Raw genomic sequence first — 24661 nt, forward strand, 5'->3', positions numbered from 1 at the left:
TTAGTCTTCTGATACTTTTCCACAGTTTTAACAGTCCCTACTACTACTTCTATCTTTATATTAATTAATTAAAAAAGGAGTTACCTATGAAATTTTCTATTGATCGATCAAAATTCATAAATCAAACAAGTAACGTTCAAAGAGCAATTTCCACGAAGACAACTATTCCAATTTTGACAGGCATGAAATTAGACCTTTCAGAAACAGGTCTAACGATCACTGGAAGTAATTCTGATATCTCTATCACATCATTTATTTCTAAAGATGATTCAGACAATGACTTAAAAATCGATAGCATCGGTTCAATTGTTTTACCAGCTAGATTCTTTAACGAAATTATTAAAAAACTTCCTGGAGATAATTTTGAACTCGAAGTTTTAGACAATAATCAAACTTTAATCAAATCTGGAGTTTCAGAATTTACTATCAACGGATTAGATGCCGTTAATTATCCACACTTGCCAGATGTTGAAACTGATAACCAATTAGTTTTGCCAACTGATGTTTTTAAAGAAGTTGTCAATCAAACAGTTATCGCTGTTTCAACGCAAGAAAGTCGTCCAGTTTTAACTGGTGTTAATTTCTTGATTACTAGTGAAGGTTTGACTGCAGTTGCGACTGATAGTCACCGTCTTTCACAAAGAAAAATCAATATCACAAGCGATGAAGACTACAATCTAATCATTCCTGGTAAAAGTTTGACAGAACTTGTCAGAACAATTGATGATTCAGTTAAGGAAATTTCAATGTCTATTTCTGAAAATCAAGTTTTATTCAGCTTTGACAATATTATGTTCTATTCACGCTTGCTTGATGGAAGATATCCTGAAACTGATCGTCTAATCCCTGACGAATCGAACACGCTTTTAACATTTGATTCATCAAAATTATTAGCTTCAGTCGAACGTGCTTCGCTTCTTTCTCATGAAAGTCGAAATAACGTTATTAAATTAGAAATCAAAGCTGTCGACAAAAAAGCTACTCTTTACGGAAACTCTCCTGAAGTTGGTACCGTTGAAGAAGTCTTAGATTTTGACAGTCTCGAGGGCGATGACTTGGAAATTTCATTCAATCCTGATTATCTAAAAGATGCTTTACGTTCTTTTGGAAGCAACACGACAATTGAAATGAGCTTTACATCACCATTGCACCCATTCACTTTAAGACCAGTCGAAGATCGTGATAATTTCGTTCAACTTATCACTCCAGTACGTACTTTTTAATGTGAATTTACCAAAATAGACTGAACTTTCGGTTCGGTCTATTTTTTTTGACTTCATAGATTTAAAAGCAATAGATAAGCGATGGGACTTTTTTCTAGTAATTTTAGTGGGTAGATACTCCTTATTTAAAAAATTGCTCATATCGCCTGATATTTCGTTCTAAGTTGTCTTTTATTGTGAAAACAACTATAATATTGGTATGTCATTAATGGATAAATCTAATAAATAGGGTGTTAACAATGTCTGAAAAAATTAAGCTAGAAACTGAATTTATTACTTTAGGTCAACTTTTAAAAGATGAAGGAGTCATTGCAACTGGTGGTCAAGCCAAATGGTTCTTGAGAGAAAATTCAGTCTTACTTAATGGCAGTCCTGAGGATCGTCGTGGTAAGAAATTGCGCTCAGGGGACGTTATAGTTGTCGGTGATCAAACTTTTGAAATTGAATAAATGTTCGTAAAAGAACTGCGACTTCAAAATTATCGCAACTATGAATCCTTACAGGTCAATTTTTCACCCAATATCAACGTTTTTTTGGGAGAAAACGCTCAAGGCAAGACCAATTTATTAGAGGCCATGTACTTTTTGGCGTTGACAAGAAGTCATCGAACCTCAAATGACAAGGATTTAATTAAGTGGGGCAATGATTTTGCTAGAATTTCAGGAACAGTTATCAAAGATAATTCCAGTCGTTTGAAATTAGATTTGGTAATCAGCAAATCAGGGAAAAAAGCTAAGTTGAATAACTTAGAACAACGAAGACTGTCGAGTTATATCGGTAATTTGAACGTTGTCTTATTTTCTCCAGAAGATTTGTCGATTGTAAAAGGCAATCCGGGAATTCGGCGAAAATTTATTGATATGGAATTTGGTCAGATGTCTGGTCATTATCTGAAAACGACTAGTCAATTTCGATCAGTTCTGAAACAGCGAAATGCATATTTGAAAAAACTTCAGCATCATCAAGCTAACGATATGATTTATCTGGATGTCTTGTCGGATCAGTTTTCGGCTTTTTGTGCGGAAGTAGTTTTTTCGCGCTTACAGTTCTTACAAGAATTACAGACACATATTGAAAAGATTCATGCAAATATAACTGAAGGCAATGAAGAATTAAAAATTGCTTACAAGACATTTTTCAATACTGATGGAAAATCGCTTGAAAACATCTATAATATTTTCAAAGAAAATTTCAAAAAGAATTACCAAAAAGAGATTCAGCGCGGCGTGACACTATTTGGACCACATCGTGACGACATCAAATTTATGGTAAATGGAAAAAATGCACAAGACTTTGGTTCCCAAGGGCAACAGCGTTCGGTGGCTTTAAGTTTGAAATTAGCTGAGGTCGAATTGATTAAGGATCAAGTTGGCGATTACCCAATTCTTTTATTGGATGACGTTTTATCTGAACTTGATCATAAACGCCAAACCCACTTATTATCGTCAATCAAAAATGGTATACAGACCTTTATTACGACCACATCAATCGATGATGTTGATCCAAAATTGGTGAAAAACCCTAATATTTTAAATATTACTAATGGCAAAGTTCAACAGGAGGAGATTTAATGGCTGAAGACAGAAAAGCTGAGCTAGAAAAAAGAGAAGAACAAGTCGAAGAATATGATGCAAGTCAAATTCAAGTTCTTGAAGGACTAGAGGCTGTTCGTAAACGTCCCGGTATGTATATCGGTTCTACTAGTAAGCAAGGTTTACACCATCTTGTTTGGGAAATTATTGATAATGGTATTGATGAAGCTTTAGCTGGTTTCGCTACAAAGATCGAAGTTACTGTTGAGCCAGATAACTCCATTACTGTTACTGATGACGGACGTGGTATTCCAGTTGATATTCAAAAGAAGACTGGTAAGCCAGCACTTGAAACAGTTTATACAATTTTGCATGCCGGAGGTAAATTCGGCGGTGGCGGTTATAAGGTATCTGGTGGTCTTCACGGTGTCGGTGCTTCCGTTGTAAACGCATTGAGTAGCGAACTTGATGTTGAAGTTGTTCGTGGTGGCAAACGCTATGGAATCGACTTCAAACGTGGAAAAGTCAATCATTCAATGCACGTTTTAGGCGACGCTGGTGAATTCGATCATGGAACTCGGGTTCATTTCGTACCTGATTCAGATATTTTTACCGAAACTACTACTTATGATGACAAAGTTTTGACGACTAGAATTCGTGAATTGGCTTTCTTAAATAAAGGTTTGAAATTGACTTTTACAGATAAAAGAGCTGATACAGCTGAGAAGTTAGTCTTCCACTATGAAGGTGGAATCAAGAGTTATGTTGAATTCTTGGATAAAGATAAAGAAGTTCTCTTTGATGAACCAATTTATCTTGAAGGTGTTCAAAAGGGCATTACAGTTGAAGTATCACTTCAATATACTGATGAATACCACACTAATTTGATGACTTTTGCTAACAACATTCACACCTACGAAGGTGGTACTCACGAAGTCGGATTCAAGACTGCTTTGACACGTGTCATCAATGATTACGCTCATAAGAATAAATTATTAAAAGATACTGAAAAATTATCTGGTGAAGATGTTCGTGAAGGAATGACAGCTGTTGTTTCGATCAAGCACCCAGATCCACAATTTGAAGGTCAAACAAAGACTAAATTAGGTAACTCTGATGCTCGAACGATTACTGATCGCTTATTCAGTGAACATTTCATGAAATTCCTCATGGAAAATCCTGATACAGCTAAGAAAATCGTTGAAAAAGGTTCTCTAGCTACAAAGGCTCGTCTAGCTGCTAAGCGTGCTCGTGAAGTAACGAGAAAGCAAAACGGACTAGAAATCAGTAACTTGCCTGGTAAGTTGGCTGATAATGCCAGCAAAGACCCAGAAATTTCAGAATTATTTATCGTCGAGGGTGATTCAGCCGGTGGTTCTGCTAAGACCGGTCGTTCACGTTTGACACAAGCAATTTTGCCTATTAGAGGTAAAATTTTGAATGTTGAAAAAGCCACGATGGACAAAATTTTGGCTAACGAAGAAATCAGAACACTGTTCACGGCTATGGGAACTGGATTTGGGGATGATTTCGACATTTCTAAAGCTAGATATCACAAGATCATTATCATGACCGATGCCGATGTCGATGGTGCCCACATTAGAACCTTGCTTTTGACTTTGCTTTACAGATATATGCGTCCGGTCGTTGATGCAGGATATGTTTATATCGCTAAGCCACCTTTGTATCAAGTTCGTCAAGGCAAGATGATGAGATACTTCGATACAGATAAGGAAAAAGACGACTTTGTTGAACAATTGCCACCAAAGCCAGAACCAAAGATTCAACGTTACAAGGGTCTTGGTGAAATGGATGCGGACCAATTGTGGGAAACAACTATGGACCCAGAAAAGAGAAGATTGGATCGCGTTAACCTCGATGATGCCATCGAAGCTAACCAAATTTTCTCAATGTTGATGGGTGACAAAGTTGAACCTAGAAGAGAGTTCATCGAAGCCAATGCACGTTATGCAGAAGTAGATTACTAGGGAGGAAGACAATTTAATGGCAGATCACAGAATAGAAAATGTTAACTTGACAGAAGTCATGAAGAATTCCTTCGTTGACTACGCTGCTAGTGTTATCGTCTCACGTGCGCTACCTGACGTCCGTGATGGCTTAAAGCCAGTTCATCGCCGTATTCTTTATGGTATGAATGAATTGGGTGTAACGCCTGACAAACCATACAAGAAGAGTGCTCGTTTCGTTGGTGATATCATGGGTAAATATCACCCCCACGGGGATTCAGCTATTTATGAATCAATGGTCAGAATGGCACAGGATTTCAGTTATCGCTATCCATTAGTCGATGGACACGGAAACTTTGGATCAATCGATGGTGATCCACCTGCTGCTATGCGTTATACCGAAGCTAGAATGAGCAAGATGGCAGTTGAAATGTTGCGCGATATCAATAAAGATACCGTTGATCTTGTTCCTAACTATGATGGCGAAGAAAAAGAACCAATGGTTCTTCCAGCTAGATTCCCTAACCTTTTGGTCAATGGGGCAACTGGTATCGCCGTTGGTATGACAACTAATATCCCATCACACAACTTAAAAGAAGTCATCGATGCTCTACATATTTTGATGAGAAATAAAGATGCTACGATTGCTGATTTGATGAAAGCAATTCCTGGACCTGACTTCCCAACTGGCGGTATCATCATGGGTCGCTCTGGAATCAGAAAAGCCTATGAAACAGGTAAGGGAACAATCATCTTACGTGCTAAAGTTGACGTTAATACAAAGAAGAGTGGCGCTGAACAAATCATCGTGACGGAACTTCCTTATATGGTCAATAAAGCTCGTTTAGTTGAAAGAATTGCTGAATTAGCTCGTGAAAAGAAAATTGAAGGAATCACTGACTTGAATGATGAATCAGACCGTGAAGGTATGAGAATCGTTATTGATGTTCGTCGTGATGTCAGTGCTTCAGTTATCTTGAATAATCTTTACAAACTAACGCAATTACAAATTTCTTATGGTATCAACATGGTTGCGATTGTTGGAAAAACACCACATGTCTTTTCACTAAAGGGTATCTTAGTTGAATACTTGAAGCACCAAGAAGTCGTAATCAGACGTAGAACTGAATATGAATTAAGACGTGCTCAAGCAAGAGCTCATATCCTTGAAGGATTACGGATTGCTTTGGACCACATCGATGAAATCATCAAGATTATTCGTGGTTCACAAACTTCAGCAATCGCTAAACAAACTTTGATGGATAGTTACAAACTATCTGACAAGCAATCACAAGCTATTCTTGATATGCGTTTGGTTCGTTTGACAGGTTTGGAACGTGATAAAGTTGAATCCGAATATCAAGATTTGTTGGTTAAGATTGCCGACTACAAAGATATTTTGGCAAAACCTGAACGTGTCGATAAAATCATCTATGATGAATTGCTTGAAATTCAAGAAAAATTCGGCGATGACAGAAGAACAGAAATTCGTGCTAGTGAAATTGCTAACATCGAAGATGAAGATTTAATCGAAGAGGAAAATATCTTAATCGTATTGACTCACAATGGTTACATCAAACGTCTTTCAGCTGACGAATTCCGTGTTCAAAATCGTGGAGGCCGTGGTGTTCAAGGCATGGGCATCCATGGGGATGATTTCATCGAACAGATGATTTATACCTCAACTCATGACCGACTATTATTCTTTACCAATGCTGGTAAGGTATATCGTCTTAAAGGTTATGAAGTTACTGAATATGGAAGAACAGCTAAGGGAATTCCGGTAATCAACCTTTTGAATATTGAAAAAGGCGAAAAGATTCAAACCATTATCAATGTCGATAAAGATGTTGACCGCGACAATTCCTTCTTGTTCTTTGTAACTAAGCAGGGAACTGTTAAACGTACTCCAGTCAATGACTTTGCTAATATCAGACATTCTGGCTTACGAGCAATCACTCTTAAAGATGAAGATGAGTTAACGAATGTCTTCTTAACAGATGGCAGTAAAGTTATCGTTATCGGAACTCACAAGGGTTATGCTGTAACCTTTAGAGAAAGCGACGTTCGTCCAATGGGAAGAACTGCTGCTGGTGTTCGTGGTATTAAACTTCGTGAAGAAGACTACGTTGTTGGTTCATCAATTGCCCAAGCTGGACAAGAAATCTTGACTATCTCTGAAAAGGGTTATGGTAAGAGAACTTCAGTCAGTGAATATCCAGTCAAGGGACGTGGCGGTAAAGGTATCAAGACTGCTAACGTAACTGAAAAGAATGGACCAATTGCTGGTTTGACTGTCGTTGATGGCGACGAAGATATCATGTTGATTACTGACAAAGGTGTCATGATTCGTTTTGAGGTACAAAGCGTTTCTCAAACAGGTCGTGCTACGCTAGGTGTCAGATTGATCAAGGTCGATGATAATTCAATCGTTTCAACAATGGCTAAAATTGCTGATTCAGGTTCAGATGATGATGATGAGAATTCAGATTCTGACTCTGATTCTGAGACAGACGACCAAAACAATGTTGATTCAAATGATGCTACAACAACTGATGATAATGAAGATTCAGATAATAAATAAAAAATAATCGTTTCTGCGTATTTTGAAATGTATCTCTAAAAAGAGATGCGTGTCAGGCAGAAACGATTTTTTATTGAATAGGTTCTAGTAATTGAGAGTAATTTATGATAAACTTACATTTCGTGAGTATAAAATGTAGTTAATTTATGCTCCTTGTTCTTTAATTAGAACCATTAGACCATAAGGAGGTGTACAGTCATGGCTGAAGTACATTACGAAATCACATATATCATTAAACCTGATATGGAAGAAGACGCAAAGAAGGCATTGATCGATCGTTTCGATAAGATCATTACTGATAACGGCGCCAAAGTAATCGACTCAAAAGACTGGGAAAAGAAACGTTTAGCATATGAAATTGCTAATTATAAAGAAGGTATCTACCACATTATCAATGTAGATGCTGAAAACGATGAAGCAATCAACGAATTCGACCGTCTTTCAAAGATTGAAGATAACATTCTTCGTCACATGATCGTTAGACGCGAAGACTAGTCTTGTTTCACGTGAAACATTTTAAGGAGGCAGATAAATGATTAATCGAGTAGTTATAGTTGGACGCCTGACACGTGATCCTGAATTGAGATACACTGCTAATGGAGCAGCGGTTGCCAGTTTTACAGTTGCTGTAAATCGACAATTCACTAATTCTCAAGGTGAACGTGAAGCCGATTTTATTAATTGTGTTATTTGGAGAAAAGCTGCCGAGAATTTTTCTAATTTTACAAACAAAGGTTCTCTTGTTGGAATTGATGGACGTCTTCAAACACGTAACTATGAAAACCAACAAGGTCAAAGAGTTTATGTAACTGAGATAGTTGTTGAAAACTTCTCATTGCTTGAATCTCGTGCCGAAAGTGAAAAGAGAAACGCCGGTAACAATAACTCTAACCAAGGTTCTAACTACAATAATTCAAATCAATCAAATCAGTCTCCATTCGGAAACAATAATAGTAATAACAACAGTTATGGTAATAACTCCGGTAACGGAAATAATTACCATAACAATAATAACGATAGTAATAATTCAAATAATAACCAATCTAACAATTCTAACAATAATATGAGCGATCCTTTTGCTGACAATAGTAAACCGATTGACATATCTGACGATGATTTACCATTTTAATATAGAAGGGAGCAATCGATAATGGCCCAACAAAGAAGAGGCGGACGTAGAAGACGTAAAGTTGACTTCATCGCTGCTAACCACATCGAATACATCGATTATAAAGATACAGACTTACTTAAGAGATTTATCTCAGAACGTGGTAAGATTTTACCTAGACGTGTTACAGGTACAAGTGCTAAGAACCAAAGAAGACTTACAATTGCTATCAAGCGTGCAAGAATCATGGCTCTATTACCATTTGTTGCTGAAGACTAATTTTTTGAAAATTAATTAAAGACCACTTTCAGGTGGTCTTTTTTTAAACTCTAAATCGGATTTTTTAAAATTTCTTGTTTCGTAAAATTGTTATTATTTCTTAGAAATTATGCTATATAATATTTTTTATAAGACGACTTTTGACGATTTATTTACCATAAATATAATTCGAAAAGAAGAAGTCGGCTGTGATAAAATTAAGGGGTATATCTAAGAGGGGACTAATATGAAAAAGATAAAATCTAATCTGAAATTCTTCCTTTCGCGAGTTGACCATTCGACTCAACTCACGGCGGTCTCTTTGATTGTAATGCTAGTGGCTATTTTAATAGTTGGATTGGTCAGAGGCTCTGCAGCCGGTTACATCCAAGCTGTTTTAATAATTATCTCATTAGTACTATTTATATATTTGTTCTTGCTTTTAGGAGAAAAAGCAGGTAAATATACGAACAATTTACAATATCGAATCGATCGAGGAACAGACAACAGTTTCGTAGAGTATCCTTTAGGAATACTTTTGTATGATGCTGATAAACGAATTCAGTGGGTAAACCCTTACTTTGTTGAGAAGACGGGCTTTAATCCATCTAACAGTATGAGTGTCGGCGATATTTCAAGCGAGTTATCAAGCTTGATTGACGACCAAGAACATGCTGGTAACAAAACTATTCAAATAGATAATAAGTATTACTTAGTTCAAGTCCAAACGGAATTGAAGGTTATCTATTTATTAGATATTACGTATTATTCAAATATTGAAAATAAATATGAAGGCAACCGTTCTGTTGTTGGACAAGTTTATTTGGATAATTATGCTGAAATCACGCAATCAATGAGTGATCGGGATGTCTCTAATTTGGATAATTACATTACCAATGAATTATCTAACTGGGCTTCCGACCAACAAATGTTTTTGAAGCGGATCGATGATGATCATTTCTTCATCATGGCATATACTGGAAAGATTTTTAACATGGAGCAAAATGGCTTCAAGATTTTGGATGTCATTCGTGAATTCACTTCACAGCAAAATGTTCCATTGACCTTAAGTATGGGCTTCTCATATGGGGTCGATGATTTAAATAAATTGAATACTGAAGCACAAAAAAATCTCAATTTGGCCTTAGGACGTGGTGGCGACCAAGTCGTAGTCAAAGAGATTGGCGAAAAAGCTCGTTTCTATGGCGGAAATACCGACCCAATGGAAAAGAGAACTCGTGTCCGTGCCAGAATGATCAGTGAAGCTCTCCAAGAATTGCTCAAGGAAAGCGACCAAGTAATCGTTATGGGACACTCGCATCCCGATATGGATGTTTTGGGATCATCGCTTGGTATTAGACGAATTTCAATGATGAATAATACTCCATGCAAGATTGTCATTAATCCAAATACTTTGCATTCTGATGTCAGTCGATTGCTAGGCATGATTGACGAAGATCCTGAAATCAAGAAGGATATCATTTCACCAGATGAATCGGTTTCAATCAAGACGCCGAAAACTTTAATCGTAATGGTCGACCATTCGAAGCAAAGTATTTCAATCAATCCTGACTTATTTGAAGGAGACAACAATAAGGTCGTTGTTATCGATCACCATAGACGTGGGGAAGAGTTCCCTGAAAATCCTATGTTGATTTATATCGAGCCTTACGCTTCTTCAACTAGTGAATTGATTACTGAAATGCTTGAATATCAACCTAAGAATAAGAAAGCGATTGAAAAAATTGAAGCTACAGCCTTGTTGGCAGGTATTACTGTTGATACTAAGTCATTTTCACTTAGAACAGGAACGAGAACGTTCGATGCAGCTAGTTATTTGCGTTCAGTTGGTGCTGATGAGACTATTATTCAAAATGTCTTGAAGGAAAACGTTGATTCCTTTATTCAAAAGAGCCATTTGATTGAAACAATCACAATGGTCAATGACAATATGGCGATTTGCTTTGGCGAAGAGGATAAGACTTACGATCCAGTTATTGTTGCTCAAGCAGCGGATACATTGTTATCATTAAATAATGTTGAAGCATCATTTGTCATTAGTAAACGTCCTGACGGTCGTGTTGGTATTTCTGCACGTAGTTTAGGAAGCGTTAATGTCCAAGTAATTATGGAAAAACTTGGCGGTGGCGGACACTTGTCTGACGCTGCAACTCAAATTCCTGATTCAACGGTAGAAGAGGTCAAGAATCAATTAGTTGAGGTATTGACTGATTCGGATAAGAAGAACTAAGAGGAGGATCATATAGCATGAAAGTTATTTTCCTAGAAGATGTTAGAGGTAAAGGTAAAAAAGGCGAAGTTAAGAACGTGGCAACTGGTTACGCTCAAAACTTTTTGATTAAAAATAAGCAAGCAATTGAAGCTACTAAAGCTAATGTAGCTAAGTTGAAGGCTGAACAAAATCGTGAAGAAAAAGATTACGAAGCTGAAAGACAAGAAGCTAAGGAAATCAAGAAACAAATCGAAAACGATAAGACAGTTGTTGAAATCTCAGCCAAATCTGGTGCTGATGGTCGTTTGTTTGGTTCAGTCACAACTAAGAAAATTGCTGAAGAACTCAATAAGCAATACGATATCAAAGTTGATAAACACAAGATGGTACTTTCTGATGGTATTAAGTCCCTTGGATATATTAATGTACCAGTTAAATTATTCGAAGGTGTTGAAGCAACCATCAGAGTTCATGTCGCTGAAAAGAAGTAGGATATAAATGAATAATGATATAACTTCAAGAATACCGCCCAATGATAAGGATGCCGAGCAGGCCGTATTAGGAGCGGTTTTTCTCAGTCAGGATGCTTTAATTGAAGCTATGGAATACGTTGATGCCGACGACTTCTATCAACACGCCAATCAACTAGTGTTCCAAGCAATGATGAATTTAAACGATGAAGAAGAACCAGTCGATGTCGTGACGGTTCAAAATGAATTAGATCGTGCAAATCAAATTGAAGATATTGGTGGGGTAAGTTATTTAGCAGAATTGGCCAATGCTGTGCCGACAGCTGCTAATACGACTTATCATGCCAAAATCGTTAAGAACAAATCGACTTTAAGACGTCTGATCAATGCTGCAACTGATATTGTAAGCCGCAGTTTTGAAGAAGATGAAGATGTCGATAGTATTATCGATCAGTCTGAGAAGGATATCATGGACGTTTCAGAAAATCGGAACCACAAAGGATTTCGAAGAATTTCTGATGTCGTTAAGTCTTCTTTTGAAGAAATCGATAAATTATATGACGAAGATAGTGATGTTACTGGACTTTCAACAGGCTACAAAGACCTTGATGACATGACGACAGGATTGCACAAGGATGAGTTAATTATTCTCGCTGCTAGACCGGGTGTCGGAAAAACAGCCTTTGCACTTAATTTAGCTCAAAATGCCGCCACTAAGTCCAATGCCACTGTTGCTATTTTTTCTCTAGAAATGGGTGCTGAGCAATTAGTTAACCGGATGCTATGTTCGGAAGGCAGTATCGATGCAAATGCGCTTAGAACTGGTAAATTGGACGAGAATCAATGGAATAGTTTGGTCGTAGCTATGGGTAGCTTAGCTCGGACTAATGTTTACATTGATGACACTCCTGGTATCAAGATGGCTGAGATTCGTTCAAAATGTCGTCGTCTTTTAAAAGAAAGCGGCAAATTGGATCTCGTTATCGTCGATTATTTGCAATTGATCGAAGGTACCGGCCAAGAAAATAGACAACAAGAAGTTTCAGTAATTTCTCGTAATATGAAAAAATTAGCAAAAGAACTACATGTACCAATAATCGCTTTATCACAGCTTTCCCGTGGCGTTGAAGCTCGTCAGGATAAAAGACCAATGTTGTCAGATATCCGTGAATCTGGTTCAATTGAACAAGATGCGGATATCGTAGCTTTTCTTTATCGTGATGATTATTATCGTGATGAAGATGGCGATGACAATGATAATGACCAAGGCGAACCTGAGGATCAAGATGTTGGGGAAGTTGAAGTAATTATCAGTAAGAACCGTTCTGGTCCAAGAGGGACGGCTAAGTTATTGTTCGTGAAATCTTATAATAAGTTTTCATCGATAGCGAATATTCCAGAAAATTAAATAGTGTAGGTGTAGAAGAAATGACAACAGTTGTTGTAGTAGGTACCCAATGGGGCGATGAAGGTAAAGGTAAGATTACCGATTATTTCAGTGGTGAAGCTAACATTATTGCACGTTACCAAGGCGGAGATAATGCAGGACACACTTTGAACATCGATAATCACGTTTACAAGTTAAGATCAGTCCCATCAGGCATTTTGTATTCAGATAAAACTAGTGTTATTGGAAATGGCGTTGTTTTAAACCTTGAATCACTTCAAGAAGAATTGAAGCGTCTGCATGACCAAGGCGTAGATACAACTAACCTAAAAATTTCTAATCGTGCACAGTTGATCCTTCCATATCATATTGAATTAGATAAACTCCAAGAAAAGGCTAAAGGCGATGCCAAAGTTGGGACAACTAACCGCGGAATCGGACCTGCCTATACTGACAAAGCATCCCGTGTTGGTATTCGAGTAGCTGATATTTTGGACAAAGAGTTATTCAAAGAGTTATTGAAAGAAAATCTTCAAGAAAAAAATGAACTATTTACAAAGATTTATGGTGTTGAACCAATGGAATTTGACGATATTTTTGAAAAATATTATCAAATTGGCCAAGACCTTAAAGATCGTGTCATTGATACATCAGCCTATTTAAATAAAGAATTAAAGAATGGCAAAAACGTATTATTTGAAGGAGCACAAGGAATCATGCTCGATATCGACCATGGAACATATCCTTACGTAACTTCTTCAAACCCAGCCGGAGGCGTCACAACCGGAGCAGGAATCGGTGCACCATTGATCGACAACGTGATTGGCGTTGTAAAAGCTTATACATCAAGAGTTGGCGCTGGTCCATTCCCAACAGAACAATTAAACGACACAGGAGACTTCTTAAGAGAAGCTGGCCACGAATACGGAACCGTAACGCACCGTCCTCGTAGAGTTGGTTGGATTGATCTAGTTGTCCTAAAACACTCCAGCAACGTATCAGGAGTAACGCATTTATCATTGAACTGTTTAGACGTATTGACCGGATTAAAAGAAATTAAAATCTGTACCGGTTATGACCTAAACGGCAAAATTATCGACGAATATCCAGCTAACTTAAACGTACTAGCAAAATGCAAGCCAGTATATAAGACATTGCCAGGCTGGACAGAAGATATAACACAAGCTAAGAAGTTAGAAGATCTACCAAAAGAAGCTAGAGATTATTTGGACTTTATCAAAGACCAATTGGGAGTGGAATATGCCACAGTATCAGTTGGACCAGATAGAGAACAGACTATTGAAGTTAATGACGTTTGGAAAAACTAGAGAGCGAAGCAGGGGCGCCCAGCTCCCGGAGCCTAAGACAATTTCACGACTTGGCTGCGAAGCAGACGAGACGGGAAATAGCCTTAGGTGTAGGGAGTTGCCCCTGCGTAGCTCGTTTTAAACTAGAGAGCGAAGCAGGACCGCTTAGACACCGAGGATTAGAGCAATTTCACAAATTGCTCGCGTACCTTGCGAGTGATTCGTGAAATAGGTCTAACCGGAAGTGTCTGTCCTGTGTAGCTCGTTTCCGCTATGCAGCATATATAGCGCACTAAAACAATAAAAATTAAATGCACCAAAACGAACCAAAAAACTAAAAACTAAATTCAACACAAACAACAAAAAAAGCAATTTTCTCCTTTGAATCTAAAGAAGAAAATTGCTTTTTATTATGTCTAAAAGTATTTAATCACTTATTCAAATCATCAGTAGAAATAATCCCACGTTGAAAATTAATAAACCGTCCACTATTACGACTAAAAGTCAGCGTATAAAAGTAACTATCATTCTTACTCAATTGTTTGATATAAACCCGAGTATAACGAGGCACATCAGACAACTGATACCCCACGATACTTGAATTGCTAACACGAGAGTTGGAATTCTTAGCTAAAGTGAAAAGTCCAACGTCGCTTTTGTCAGGATTGAGACCTAAATTGAGTGATATCTGGTTGAAATTACCAGGGTCATTAGCATTTGTCGCTGTTAAATTAGAATTGATAATAGCTGTTTTGAGACGTTGCATGAAGGCATTTGCTTGTGAAGTTCCATCTTTTCCCATGGCAATGTCATCGAGCACGTATTTGGCAGGGTATTTATTGGTTTTTTGATTGAGATATTTAGCAGAAGTAATGGAATCATCTTGATAGTACAAACGATAACGGTAGCCAACGATATTTTTGGTGTCATCGTAACGATTGCAGCTGATAGTGATGTACTTTCCGTGAGTATCCTTTCCAAAGTTAAGTAAGGTCAAATTAGCAATATAGCGATGAGATTTTTTGTGAACCTTTTTAGAAAGGGCTTTTTCTTGATCATTAGATAAAAATGACAAGTCTTTTGTATTATTATAGTCATCGTTAAGAGTATTGATTAAATCAAGCGCTTTTTGCTTATCTTTGTCCATGTCGCTATTTTTTAAAGTGATAGACTTAGGTGCAATATCTTCATCGATATTTTTAGGATTTACAATCAATGAAAAGGGAATCGTTAATTGGGCAATATGATCAACGGTTTTGTCTTTGATTTTTCCAAGATTAAGGGCATATGCGGAAACGATTATTACAACTAAGAGAAGAATAATGATCCATTTAATATATTTTTTGTTTAATTTTTTCAAAATTTCCACCCTTTATTTGTAGGATAATTTACTATATATAATAACAAGATGAACTAGATATTTGGGGAAAATCATGAAAGATAAGAAAGATTTAAAGACTCGGACTAAATCAGAACATTATTTACTAATAGGTGCTGGTGTTGTCGGTGTACTAACGGCAGTCATTTTTTTTGTGATGCTTTCACGTGGCGTAGTCAATGCCGTGGTTACATCTAAAATATCTAGTCAGTATCAAGATAAGGAATTAGAAGTTTTAAAGACTAACTTGAATTATAAATCGCTAGATTTCATTGGGAAATTAATCGACGTAAGCGATGGTTATGTAGTGACACCTAGCAATATCAAGAAGTATCAGGAGTTGGAAGATTACATTCAAGCACGAAAAAATCGTACCAAAGATGTCAATGGACTTTACAATGGCAAGAGTTACTACAAAGATAGTGTGACAAGCGATAAAATCAACAGCTTGGATAAGACTTTGCTCAAAGAAAAAAATCAGGATGTCTATCAAAAACAACGAAATAAGTTGGATACGATTCAAATTTGGTTTGAACAGACCCAAGATGCTGATAAATATTTGAATAAAACTTGGAATAAATTTAATTCTGACAAAGATAGCCTGAGTTTTAAGAAGATTTCAATGGTCAATACGTATTATAAGTTAATCAAGAACAAAACGGCTAAGAACAATTGGAAGTCAGCCGTTGGACAAATGGATCAATATTTTGCCAATCATCAAAATGAAAGTTCAAGAGTTGCGGCAGTCAAGGCTGAATTAGAGGCTTTGAAGAAGTCGCCGTTGACTCAGGACTATACGCCAGCAAATGTGGATATTGTTTCCAGCATGAATTCAACTAGTGGTGCTTCTGATAACTTGAGTCAGGCTGGCATTACCGCAAAGAATGTTCTCTATTACAATTCAAGTAAAAATACTTTGGCTTTGATGACTCGAGTTAGTGGCAAGTATGTCGCTGAAGATGGTTATAGTACTGTCTTGAGTTCGCAAGTCAGTTCCGGAAAATACACAATCAAGAAAATCGTAGATGCTAATAGTTCTGATGCAATTATTACTGACAGTTCTAATAGCAATTTTGGCGAATACGTCTCTAATGCTTCTGAAGATGACCTTAAGGAATTAAATGTGACTGATCCTGACAATACGACTGAAGATTTCAATTCAGCAACGCCGGTTTTTTGGTTCAAGAATAATTCAGCTTTGACGAGTTCGATTTATTTTGGCGATAGTTCGACGATTGGATTTATTTATGCAGGTGGCACTAGCTACAATAATGGTATGCAAATTAGTTCGTCAGACTTGTCTAATTTGATGTCACAAATCTCTTCTGGAATAACATTCTATGTTAATTAGGAGCTAATTATGCGTAAGAAAAAAATGGAACATAGGTTAATTAGAAAAAGAAAAAAATGGCCTTTTGTCTTACTGACTATTGTACTTTTGATTGTCTTGAGCGTAGGGGCCTTTTGGTGGAAATATGGTTATGATATTCGTAATACGATTGCTGATGGCTATTCATATAGTCAGGGATTAAAAAAATCTGACTTTCATCCCAAAAATTCGACCGTTATATATGATCGTAACGGTAAAGAACTTAAGAAACTCTCACAGTCGAGTTCCAATTATACTTCAATAAATAAAATTAACCCCAAAATCAAGAAGGGTTTAGTTGCTGTTGAAGATCAACGCTTTTATATTCACCATGGGGTCGATCTATACGGTATCGCGCGTTCAGTCGTGTCAACTTTGTTGCATCATCGAACTGAAGGTGGCTCAACTTTGACGCAACAACTGGTCAAAAACGTTGTTTTAAAAGATCAATCGCAAAATCTCACGCGTAAACTCAAAGAAATGGTCATCGCCCAACAATTGGAAAAGAAATTTACTAAGAAACAAATCCTGGAATTCTATATCAATGATGTTTACATGGGACACGGTTCTTATGGATTCAGTGCTGCTTCTGATTATTACTTTTCCCAAAAACAAAAGGATTTATCAATTGATAAATTAGCAGTGCTAGTGGGCATCCCTAATAATCCAGTTTATTATGATCCGGTCAGTTATCCTAAGCGAGCATTGAAACGCCGCAACATGATTCTTTATATCTTTAACCAACGTGGCTTAATCTCTAAAAAGACTTATCAAGCTGCTCGTAAAAAGCCTTTGGGATTAAAAGTCAATGAACGTAAATATGATAACAATGTTTCAAATAATTATGCCCTTAGTTATGCCGTCTTCAATGCGACTGAAGAATTGATGAAATCTTCAGGATTTACAATGCAATATTCATTTAAAAATAATGCGCAGCGAAAAGCCTACAACACGAGATACCAACAAGAATACGAACGGGCTCATGGTGAGTTGATGGACGGTGGCTACACGATTCGTACAACCATCGATATGAATCTTCAAAAGAAGATTGAAGCTTTAGTCGATAAAACTTATCAATCGTATACAGGACGCGATGCCAATGGCAAATTGACGCCACAAGTTTCCAGTACTGTTATCGATAATAAGACTGGCGACGTTATAGCGGTCGTTGGTGGTCGGACGACAGATGGCGATCAAGTTAATCGGGCGATAAGCGGTTATCGTCAACCTGGATCAGCGGCTAAGCCAATCGTAGCTTATGCACCAGCTTTTGAAAGAGGCTATTTTCCACAGAGTACTGTCACCGATTCAGCAGTTGGTAATCCAGTCATTCATAACTGGTATAGCGGATATACTGGCAGTAATTCTTTAAGACACGCTTTGGAAAATTCAATCAATACGATTGCTTACAAATTGGCCGCTTCCGATACGAAACATAGTTATTACGATGACATGGTAAAAATGGAGTTTGCAAGGTTAGATCCTAATCAAAAGGCCGATCCACGATTGGCAATCGGGTCATTTACTTATGGCGTCACAACTACGGAAATGGCTTCAGCCTACAGCTCATTTGCTCGCAATGGTCAATTCATTCATCCCAGCAATTTGAGCAGCATTTATGATAATGATAATGGTCGTTACATTTATCAAAACACGCATATGAAAAAAGACGTTTATACCAAGAATGCCAGTTATATGATGCTTAATACGATGCAGTCAGTTATCACTGACGGCTTGGGTAAAGCAGCTGCTTTGGATAATTACAAATATACGGCTGGTAAAACTGGTACGACTGATAATACTAAGGATTCCTATTTTGTAGGGATGACTCCGGACTTTACGATTGCTAACTGGACCGGAAACGATACGCCATCAACGTTGACTAGCAGTGAAGATGCTCTAACGATGCAAGCCTTTAAAGCTGAAGGAGAGTACATGGTCGATTATATGAAAGAAAAGAATAAGAACTTCAAAAAACCAAGTACCGTGACTGTCAGCGGCAATAATTTGTCGGTAAATACTAGTAATGAAAAGCCAAGCATTCAAGATGTAATCGATACTGACTTTTCTAAGTACAATACTGATCAAGAAAATAAGAATACTAATCGACTTTATAACTTGGATTATCGGATTATTTATCATTTGACGAAAAAAGAAGAATTCAAGCGGGAAAAGAAAGTCCAAAGAGCAATTGATAAGTACACTGATTCACCAATTACTAAAGAATCTCAATACAATAAAAAATTGAGTGAATTGCAAAAAATTCGGTACCTGAACGCTAACGTTAAACGTCAAAGTGCTAAGGTCAACTTCAATAAGCAAATTCTGGAATTGCAAAAGGATCTCAATTTGAGTCAAGCGATGTTCCAGACTGCTAAGGATAACAAGAAAGTGGCCAAGTACGAATCTGAAAAAGAGGAAATCGAGACTCGAAGAGAAGAAAAGCGTCAAGACATGGTTGATAAACTAATGCCGCAATATAATTCGCAACTTCAAAAGGTCAAGAGCGCTTATAAGAATAACGACTCTGATAAAGAAGACCAAAAGCAAAAATTGGTCGATATTATGAATGAGATTCGTAGTTATGGTGGAACAGTGCCAGATGTGAAGATTACAGTCAATAGCAGTTCCAGTTCAGATTCTGATTCATCTTCCTCAGATTCAACAAGCTCGGGTTCTTCGAATTCAAGTAATGATTCAAGTAGCAATTAAAGATAAACAAAAAATAGGTTTGGAACATAACTATTTTTCTTCTAAGCTTGCAGCATAGACGCAGAACATAACATAGCTTTTTATGCTTAAAATAAATAGCTCCTGGTAATCAAAGTACGATTACCAGGAGCTATTTGCCTTAATATTCGAAAGCTGACCATGTTATATTCCGCTCTCTTTTATTAAGAAATATTATTCAGGATCAAGGTCATTAGTACGTTTAGCAATGGCTGGCAAGATTAAACCAAGAGCAATCAAGACAATTGGCGTAATGATGTTTAAAGCTAATTGGAACCACCATGATGATGGATCTTTTGCCATATCCATCTTAGGAACCATTCCTAAAACACAAGCAAATGCTGTTAAGAAGAAAGTCCAAAGGCCAAATCCAAAGCCAACGTACTTATTCTTAACGAACATATAGTCTGATTTATATTTATCTAGTTGTTTAGTCAAAAGCATATAAGCAATGAAGACCCAGAGATAACGCATTGGCATGACGATTGAATTTAGATTCAAGAGCCAATTATATAAATCGTTCATCCCATTGATACCAAGTGCAGGCACAATAATAAGAATGGAAACAAGAATGGCAGTCATCTTATAACCGTTGATGGCAATACCACGTTTGTTTTTCTTCGAAAGCGACTTAGGGATGTACTTCTTATCAGCATCGCCTAAAAGCATTCTTAGTGGTGCATCGATAGAAATTGCTAAGGCTGCCGCTGAAGCAACGGTATTCGTGATGGCATATGCCCAGACGAACAAGTTTCCTACGTGGAAGCTATTTCCAAGGAATTGGAAGGCTTGGTAAGCACCATTAGCCATCAAATCAGCTGGGATATGATTTGAATTGACGATCATACCAATAGCAAATGAACCTAGAATAGCTGAAATAGCCACCATAACAGCTAAAATAATCATACCTAGTGGGAATTCCTTCGAAGCATTCTTAGTCTTGTTAACATATGGCGAGATTTTTTCTGACCCACCAACGGCGAAGACTAACATTGAGATAGTTGTAAAATATTGGAAATCGAATTTCGGTATGTATGTGTGAATATCAGTCATGTCTGGTGTGGCAATTTGAACATGAGTGATGAATGGTGCACTGACACCTAAAATAATAAAGAGCATCGACATGGTAAACATTGCGATTCCGGCAATACTACCTAAATTATTTAAAGTGGTTGCCCCTTTACTAGCTAACCAAACGAAGAGTAAGAAAATAATCAAACTTGCTCCTTGTACGACTAAAGGTGAAGCAGTTTGGATAAATGAACCGTTTCCCTTGAATAACCAACTTAAACTAACCATAATGATTTGTAGTTTTTTGGGCAAGGTAAGGAACATGAACTACCCAATATGTCCAAGCGGCAAAATAAGCAAACTTATTGTTTGAGAGCATCTTAATCCAAGAACTGACACCCCCGCCTTCTTCTTGAAAGGCTGATCCAAGTTGTCCCACCATTAAAGTGTATGGAACAAAATAAAGAACCATAATTAAAATCCATGATGTTATAACAGCTAAACCTTGATTAGCGAAGTTGTTAATAACGTTGTTAAGACCCCAAACGGTGGTAAACCCTAAAAGAGCAATATTCCACCATCTAAATGTCTTTGCATTACTAGCATCTGACATAGTTAAATCCTCCTACGAAGGAGATTATACATGAAATATACAAACAAAACTTCTAAATAATGATATAGTTTTTTTACTATATATAATGTTATATTAAAGTAAATAATTTTTTATGAAATTGACAGATTGCATCAAAAAATTATAATTTAGGAATGCGGCTGTTAAAAAGAATTATTTTTAATCAATGGAATTAAGCTGTATAATTGCACTCTATCTAGATATAATACAGAATGGAACAAAAAGAGAGCTTGTTTTATATTAGGTAGCAAATTAATCGGAGTTTACTATGGATAATAACAATAAGAATAATATGTCCAGAGAACGCAGGCGCAGAACGCGTAATAACGCCTTAGCATCTGGCAATAATGGGAAGATTAAACGCCCATTTCTTAAGATATTAGGGCTAGTGCTTCTAGTCGTGATATTTGTAACGGGTGCATATGGATTTAGATTATATGCTCAAGCACAAAACTCGTTGGGTAAAACTTATAAGGCTTTGGATGGTAAAAAGGTTTCAACACGAATCAACAATAAAAAACCAATTTCTATCTTATTATTAGGAGTCGATACGACCGATAATGGGATTCGTGATATGGAAAAAGATTATCACGGAAATTCAGATACGATGATCGTAGTTACAGTCAATCCAAAGACAAACAAGACGACAATGGTATCAGTACCAAGAGATTCAATGGCACAAATTTGGAAAAATGATAATAAGAAAACAAAGAAAATTCAAAAAATAAATTCAGCTTATAATCTCGGAAATGAAGAGGGCGCCGTTGCAACGACGGAGAAGCTTTTGAACATACCAATCGATTATTATGTTAAGGTTGATTTTAATTCTTTGAAGCAAATTGTTAATGCTGTTGGCGGTGTAGATGTTAAAGTACCATTTAGCTTCTCTTATGGAGATACCGGTGAAAAAGAATCTCACTTTAAGAAGGGAAAGATGCATTTAAATGGCAAGCAAGCCTTGGATTATTCCAGAATGCGCTACGAAGACCCTCAAGGAGATTATGGACGTCAGTTACGACAACGTCAGGTCATAACGGCAATCATCAAGAGTGCGGCAAGTGCCAATACATTCACGCACTATCAAAAAGTGTTAGATAGTATTTCTAGTTCTATGACAACTAATCTAAGTTTCAATGATATGCAATCAGTTTTCTTCAACTACCGTGGAGCAGCTAAGAATATCGATTCAGATCATTTGCAAGGATATAGTTCTATGATTAGTGGTTCGTCATATGAAGTTATTCCAACTAAGGAATTAAGACGTGTTTCCAATAAATTGCGTAAGCAATTGAATCTTTCAAAAGAACAGTTGAATAATAAAGAAACGAAGCTAAATTCTTTGAATGAGAAGAATGGGTTCTCATTTAATTCAACTAATGGCCAGCAAAATTATACGATTTATACTGGTAATACAAGTTCTTATGGAAGTACATTTGGCAATACGGGAACCACAAACAACTCGAATACAACAGGCTATACAAGAAATAAAATGTTTTAATAGAGTTTAAATAAAAGGGCTGAGACAAAGGTTTCAGCCTTTTGTTATGTTATGGGAAATAAAAGGAGATAAATATGAGTGTTTTAGAAGTACACGGATTATCACAACAATTTTTGGATAAGAAATTGTATGATGATGCGGATTTACAAGTTAATAAAGAAGATCATTTAGGAATAATTGGTCAAAACGGTGTTGGTAAATCAACTTTTATCAAAATATTGACTGGTCAAATCGAACCAGATGAGGGAAAAATATCCTGGAAGAAGCATCTAACTGTTGGTTATTTAGACCAACAAGCTAAATTAGCCCCAGGTTTATCAATTTATGAGTATCTACAAACAGCTTTTTCAGACTTGTATGAAACAAGCGACAAATTAAACGATATTTACATGAATAATCCTTCAGATGAAGACCTTGAAAGAGCTGGAAAACTCCAAGAAATCTTGGATGCCAATGATTTCTATGAGTTGGATACTAAAATTCAACAAGTAGCGACAGGTTTAGGATTAGATGCGATTGGATATGATCATGACGTTTCCAAACTCAGTGGTGGTCAAAGATCGAAGATTATCTTAGCTAAAATTTTGTTAGAAGAACCAGATATGATTTTACTGGATGAGCCAACTAATTATTTGGATACTAACCATATCGACTGGTTAGCTGATTATTTGAATGATTTTAGTGGTGCCTTTATCGTAATTTCCCACGACTATACTTTCTTGGACCGCATCATCAACTGCGTGGCTGATTTTGAATTTGGTAAGATTACTAAATATACTGGGACTTTGAATCAAGCTCTCAAGCAAAAGGCTGCTAATAAAGAAACATATATGAAGGCTTACGTTAAGCAACAGGAGAAAATCTCAAAGACTAAGGCCTATATTAGGAAATTTAAGGCTGGTTCTCGTTCTAAGAGTGCTAAAAGTAGAGAGAAACAACTCGCACATATGGACGTTTTGACTCCTCCTGGGAATAAGACAGCCGCTAGCTTTGGTTTTCCATATGTCGAAGTACCTAGTTCCAGGATGCTATTGGAAGTAAATAACCTAAAAGTTGGATATGATGGAGAAGCTCTTTTTGATAAAGCTTTGAACTTCTCGATTGTTAGTGGCGAGAAAATGGTTATCAAAGGATTCAATGGTATCGGTAAGTCTACCTTGATCAAAACCCTATTAGGGATATTGAAGCCTATTGAGGGTAACTTTGATTTCTCAGAGACGGTTAAGATTGGCTATTTCAAGCAAGATTTAGTATGGAAGAATAACCTCGAATCACCTTATCAATATATCAGTGGCGAACACCCTGATAGGGATGGTAAAGAAGTTCGTCAGGTCTTAGCTAGAACTGGTTTGACTAATCAACAAATCATGTCATCGTTGCGTTCACTTTCTGGTGGGGAGCAGACTAAGGTCAAGATTGCTGATTTAATGTTTGATAATACTAACTTCCTATTCATGGATGAGCCAACTAATCATTTGGATGATGAAAGTAAAGCCGCTTTGCGTAGAGGGCTGAAAAACTATGATGGCTCAATGATTCTAGTAACTCACGAAGAGGATTTCTATAGTAGCGACTGGATCGATAAGGTCCTAGATATTGAAAAGATCAAAGAAAATTGATTATTTTCAAAAAAATATGAAAAAGTACTTGCATTGGTTTACCATAAACGGTAATATATTACCTGTTGTCACGACGAGTCAGTCGTATCAATGGTTTGGCAGTTTTGCTGCTGAATCATTGAAAAAATAATTTTAAAAAGTTGTTGACATTGAGTTGATAACTTGTTATGATTATTAAGTTGACTCGTTGAGAGCAACGACCTAACAATTTGATGATTATTTCATTAAATTGTTAGAAAAATTATTTTAAAAAGTTCTTGACATTAACTTGTCGGCTTGATAAAATAATTAAGTCGCTGATGAGCGTAAGCGCTTAATCAGCTGGTAGACCTTTGAAAACTGAACAAAGTTTTAAC

Annotated in this window: 17 protein-coding genes and 1 pseudogene; 16 read left to right on the top strand and 2 right to left on the bottom strand. The window is 36.8% G+C overall.

Annotated features, from left to right (window positions below):
* Positions 1–86: 86 nt before the first annotated feature.
* The 12 genes from dnaN (at position 87) to FHL05_RS07400 (ending at position 14090) form a co-directional block, all read left to right on the top strand.
* Positions 87–1223, top strand: coding sequence for a DNA polymerase III subunit beta (gene dnaN, locus FHL05_RS07345; protein ID WP_153386097.1), 1137 nt, complete (start codon positions 87–89; stop codon positions 1221–1223).
* A gap of 239 nt (positions 1224–1462) precedes the next feature.
* The gene (yaaA, locus tag FHL05_RS07350; protein WP_153386095.1) at positions 1463–1672 is read left to right on the top strand and encodes a S4 domain-containing protein YaaA; all 210 of its coding nucleotides are present in this window, start codon (positions 1463–1465) and stop codon (positions 1670–1672) included.
* Positions 1673–2794 carry a DNA replication/repair protein RecF gene (gene recF, locus FHL05_RS07355; protein ID WP_153386093.1) on the top strand — a complete coding sequence of 374 codons (1122 nt, stop codon included), beginning with the start codon at positions 1673–1675 and terminating at the stop codon, positions 2792–2794. It begins immediately after the preceding gene.
* Positions 2794–4743, top strand: coding sequence for a DNA topoisomerase (ATP-hydrolyzing) subunit B (gene gyrB, locus FHL05_RS07360; RefSeq protein ID WP_153386091.1), 1950 nt, complete (start codon positions 2794–2796; stop codon positions 4741–4743). Before recF ends, gyrB begins: the two co-directional genes overlap by 1 nt.
* Positions 4744–4759: 16 nt before the next feature.
* A complete protein-coding gene (gene gyrA, locus FHL05_RS07365; RefSeq protein WP_153522377.1) occupies positions 4760–7306 on the top strand; it encodes a DNA gyrase subunit A in 2547 nt (848 codons plus the stop codon).
* A gap of 198 nt (positions 7307–7504) precedes the next feature.
* The gene (gene rpsF / locus FHL05_RS07370) at positions 7505–7801 is read left to right on the top strand and encodes a 30S ribosomal protein S6 (RefSeq protein ID WP_153386087.1); all 297 of its coding nucleotides are present in this window, start codon (positions 7505–7507) and stop codon (positions 7799–7801) included.
* A 37-nt stretch (positions 7802–7838) separates the two neighbouring features.
* A complete protein-coding gene (ssb, locus tag FHL05_RS07375; protein WP_153386085.1) occupies positions 7839–8435 on the top strand; it encodes a single-stranded DNA-binding protein in 597 nt (198 codons plus the stop codon).
* A 21-nt stretch (positions 8436–8456) separates the two neighbouring features.
* The gene (gene rpsR / locus FHL05_RS07380) at positions 8457–8693 is read left to right on the top strand and encodes a 30S ribosomal protein S18 (RefSeq protein WP_010625570.1); all 237 of its coding nucleotides are present in this window, start codon (positions 8457–8459) and stop codon (positions 8691–8693) included.
* Between the two features lie 226 nt (positions 8694–8919).
* Entirely contained in the window at positions 8920–10923 is a 2004-nt protein-coding gene (locus FHL05_RS07385) for a DHH family phosphoesterase (protein WP_153386083.1), read from the top strand.
* 17 nt (positions 10924–10940) lie between these two features.
* Positions 10941–11396, top strand: coding sequence for a 50S ribosomal protein L9 (gene rplI / locus FHL05_RS07390; RefSeq protein ID WP_153386081.1), 456 nt, complete (start codon positions 10941–10943; stop codon positions 11394–11396).
* A gap of 7 nt (positions 11397–11403) precedes the next feature.
* Complete coding sequence (gene dnaB, locus FHL05_RS07395; RefSeq protein WP_153522379.1) at positions 11404–12783, top strand: replicative DNA helicase; 1380 nt, start codon at positions 11404–11406, stop codon at positions 12781–12783.
* Between the two features lie 20 nt (positions 12784–12803).
* Positions 12804–14090: an adenylosuccinate synthase gene (locus FHL05_RS07400; protein WP_153386078.1), complete on the top strand. Its 1287-nt coding sequence runs from the start codon at positions 12804–12806 to the stop codon at positions 14088–14090.
* Between the two features lie 409 nt (positions 14091–14499).
* Here FHL05_RS07400 and FHL05_RS07405 read toward each other — a convergent pair whose 3' ends face one another.
* Positions 14500–15429, bottom strand: coding sequence for a hypothetical protein (locus tag FHL05_RS07405; RefSeq protein WP_153386076.1), 930 nt, complete (start codon positions 15427–15429; stop codon positions 14500–14502).
* A 73-nt stretch (positions 15430–15502) separates the two neighbouring features.
* Between FHL05_RS07405 and FHL05_RS07410 the strand changes: the two genes are divergently transcribed.
* Together FHL05_RS07410 and FHL05_RS07415 are read left to right on the top strand one after the other, a co-directional pair.
* Positions 15503–16798: a hypothetical protein gene (locus tag FHL05_RS07410; protein ID WP_153522381.1), complete on the top strand. Its 1296-nt coding sequence runs from the start codon at positions 15503–15505 to the stop codon at positions 16796–16798.
* Between the two features lie 9 nt (positions 16799–16807).
* On the top strand, positions 16808–19528 hold the full coding sequence (locus tag FHL05_RS07415; RefSeq protein ID WP_153386074.1) for a transglycosylase domain-containing protein: 2721 nt from the start codon (positions 16808–16810) through the stop codon (positions 19526–19528).
* A gap of 192 nt (positions 19529–19720) precedes the next feature.
* On the opposite strand, the pseudogene FHL05_RS07420 reads toward FHL05_RS07415, so the two are convergent.
* Positions 19721–21170 (bottom strand): annotated as a pseudogene (locus tag FHL05_RS07420) (amino acid permease).
* A 286-nt stretch (positions 21171–21456) separates the two neighbouring features.
* On the opposite strand from FHL05_RS07420, the gene FHL05_RS07425 reads away from it, so the two are divergent.
* Both FHL05_RS07425 and FHL05_RS07430 read left to right on the top strand, forming a co-directional pair.
* On the top strand, positions 21457–22686 hold the full coding sequence (locus FHL05_RS07425; protein ID WP_153386070.1) for an LCP family glycopolymer transferase: 1230 nt from the start codon (positions 21457–21459) through the stop codon (positions 22684–22686).
* A 74-nt stretch (positions 22687–22760) separates the two neighbouring features.
* Positions 22761–24305, top strand: coding sequence for an ABC-F family ATP-binding cassette domain-containing protein (locus FHL05_RS07430; RefSeq protein WP_153386068.1), 1545 nt, complete (start codon positions 22761–22763; stop codon positions 24303–24305).
* Positions 24306–24661 lie beyond the last annotated feature (356 nt).

Source organism: Companilactobacillus halodurans, from assembly GCF_009600995.1.
Classification (GTDB): Bacteria; Bacillota; Bacilli; order Lactobacillales; family Lactobacillaceae; genus Companilactobacillus; species Companilactobacillus halodurans.

What these genes read in the sequence shown, in the direction of transcription:
- FHL05_RS07400 (WP_153386078.1), top strand. Translation starts at nt 12,804, where the DNA reads ATGACAACAGTTGTTGTAGTAGGTACCCAATGGGGCGATGAAGGTAAA.
- dnaB (WP_153522379.1), top strand. Translation starts at nt 11,404, where the DNA reads ATGAATAATGATATAACTTCAAGAATACCGCCCAATGATAAGGATGCC.
- FHL05_RS07385 (WP_153386083.1), top strand. Translation starts at nt 8,920, where the DNA reads ATGAAAAAGATAAAATCTAATCTGAAATTCTTCCTTTCGCGAGTTGAC.
- recF (WP_153386093.1), top strand. Translation starts at nt 1,673, where the DNA reads ATGTTCGTAAAAGAACTGCGACTTCAAAATTATCGCAACTATGAATCC.
- gyrB (WP_153386091.1), top strand. Translation starts at nt 2,794, where the DNA reads ATGGCTGAAGACAGAAAAGCTGAGCTAGAAAAAAGAGAAGAACAAGTC.
- yaaA (WP_153386095.1), top strand. Translation starts at nt 1,463, where the DNA reads ATGTCTGAAAAAATTAAGCTAGAAACTGAATTTATTACTTTAGGTCAA.
- FHL05_RS07430 (WP_153386068.1), top strand. Translation starts at nt 22,761, where the DNA reads ATGAGTGTTTTAGAAGTACACGGATTATCACAACAATTTTTGGATAAG.
- gyrA (WP_153522377.1), top strand. Translation starts at nt 4,760, where the DNA reads ATGGCAGATCACAGAATAGAAAATGTTAACTTGACAGAAGTCATGAAG.
- FHL05_RS07425 (WP_153386070.1), top strand. Translation starts at nt 21,457, where the DNA reads ATGGATAATAACAATAAGAATAATATGTCCAGAGAACGCAGGCGCAGA.
- ssb (WP_153386085.1), top strand. Translation starts at nt 7,839, where the DNA reads ATGATTAATCGAGTAGTTATAGTTGGACGCCTGACACGTGATCCTGAA.
- rplI (WP_153386081.1), top strand. Translation starts at nt 10,941, where the DNA reads ATGAAAGTTATTTTCCTAGAAGATGTTAGAGGTAAAGGTAAAAAAGGC.
- dnaN (WP_153386097.1), top strand. Translation starts at nt 87, where the DNA reads ATGAAATTTTCTATTGATCGATCAAAATTCATAAATCAAACAAGTAAC.
- FHL05_RS07415 (WP_153386074.1), top strand. Translation starts at nt 16,808, where the DNA reads ATGCGTAAGAAAAAAATGGAACATAGGTTAATTAGAAAAAGAAAAAAA.
- FHL05_RS07410 (WP_153522381.1), top strand. Translation starts at nt 15,503, where the DNA reads ATGAAAGATAAGAAAGATTTAAAGACTCGGACTAAATCAGAACATTAT.
- rpsR (WP_010625570.1), top strand. Translation starts at nt 8,457, where the DNA reads ATGGCCCAACAAAGAAGAGGCGGACGTAGAAGACGTAAAGTTGACTTC.
- rpsF (WP_153386087.1), top strand. Translation starts at nt 7,505, where the DNA reads ATGGCTGAAGTACATTACGAAATCACATATATCATTAAACCTGATATG.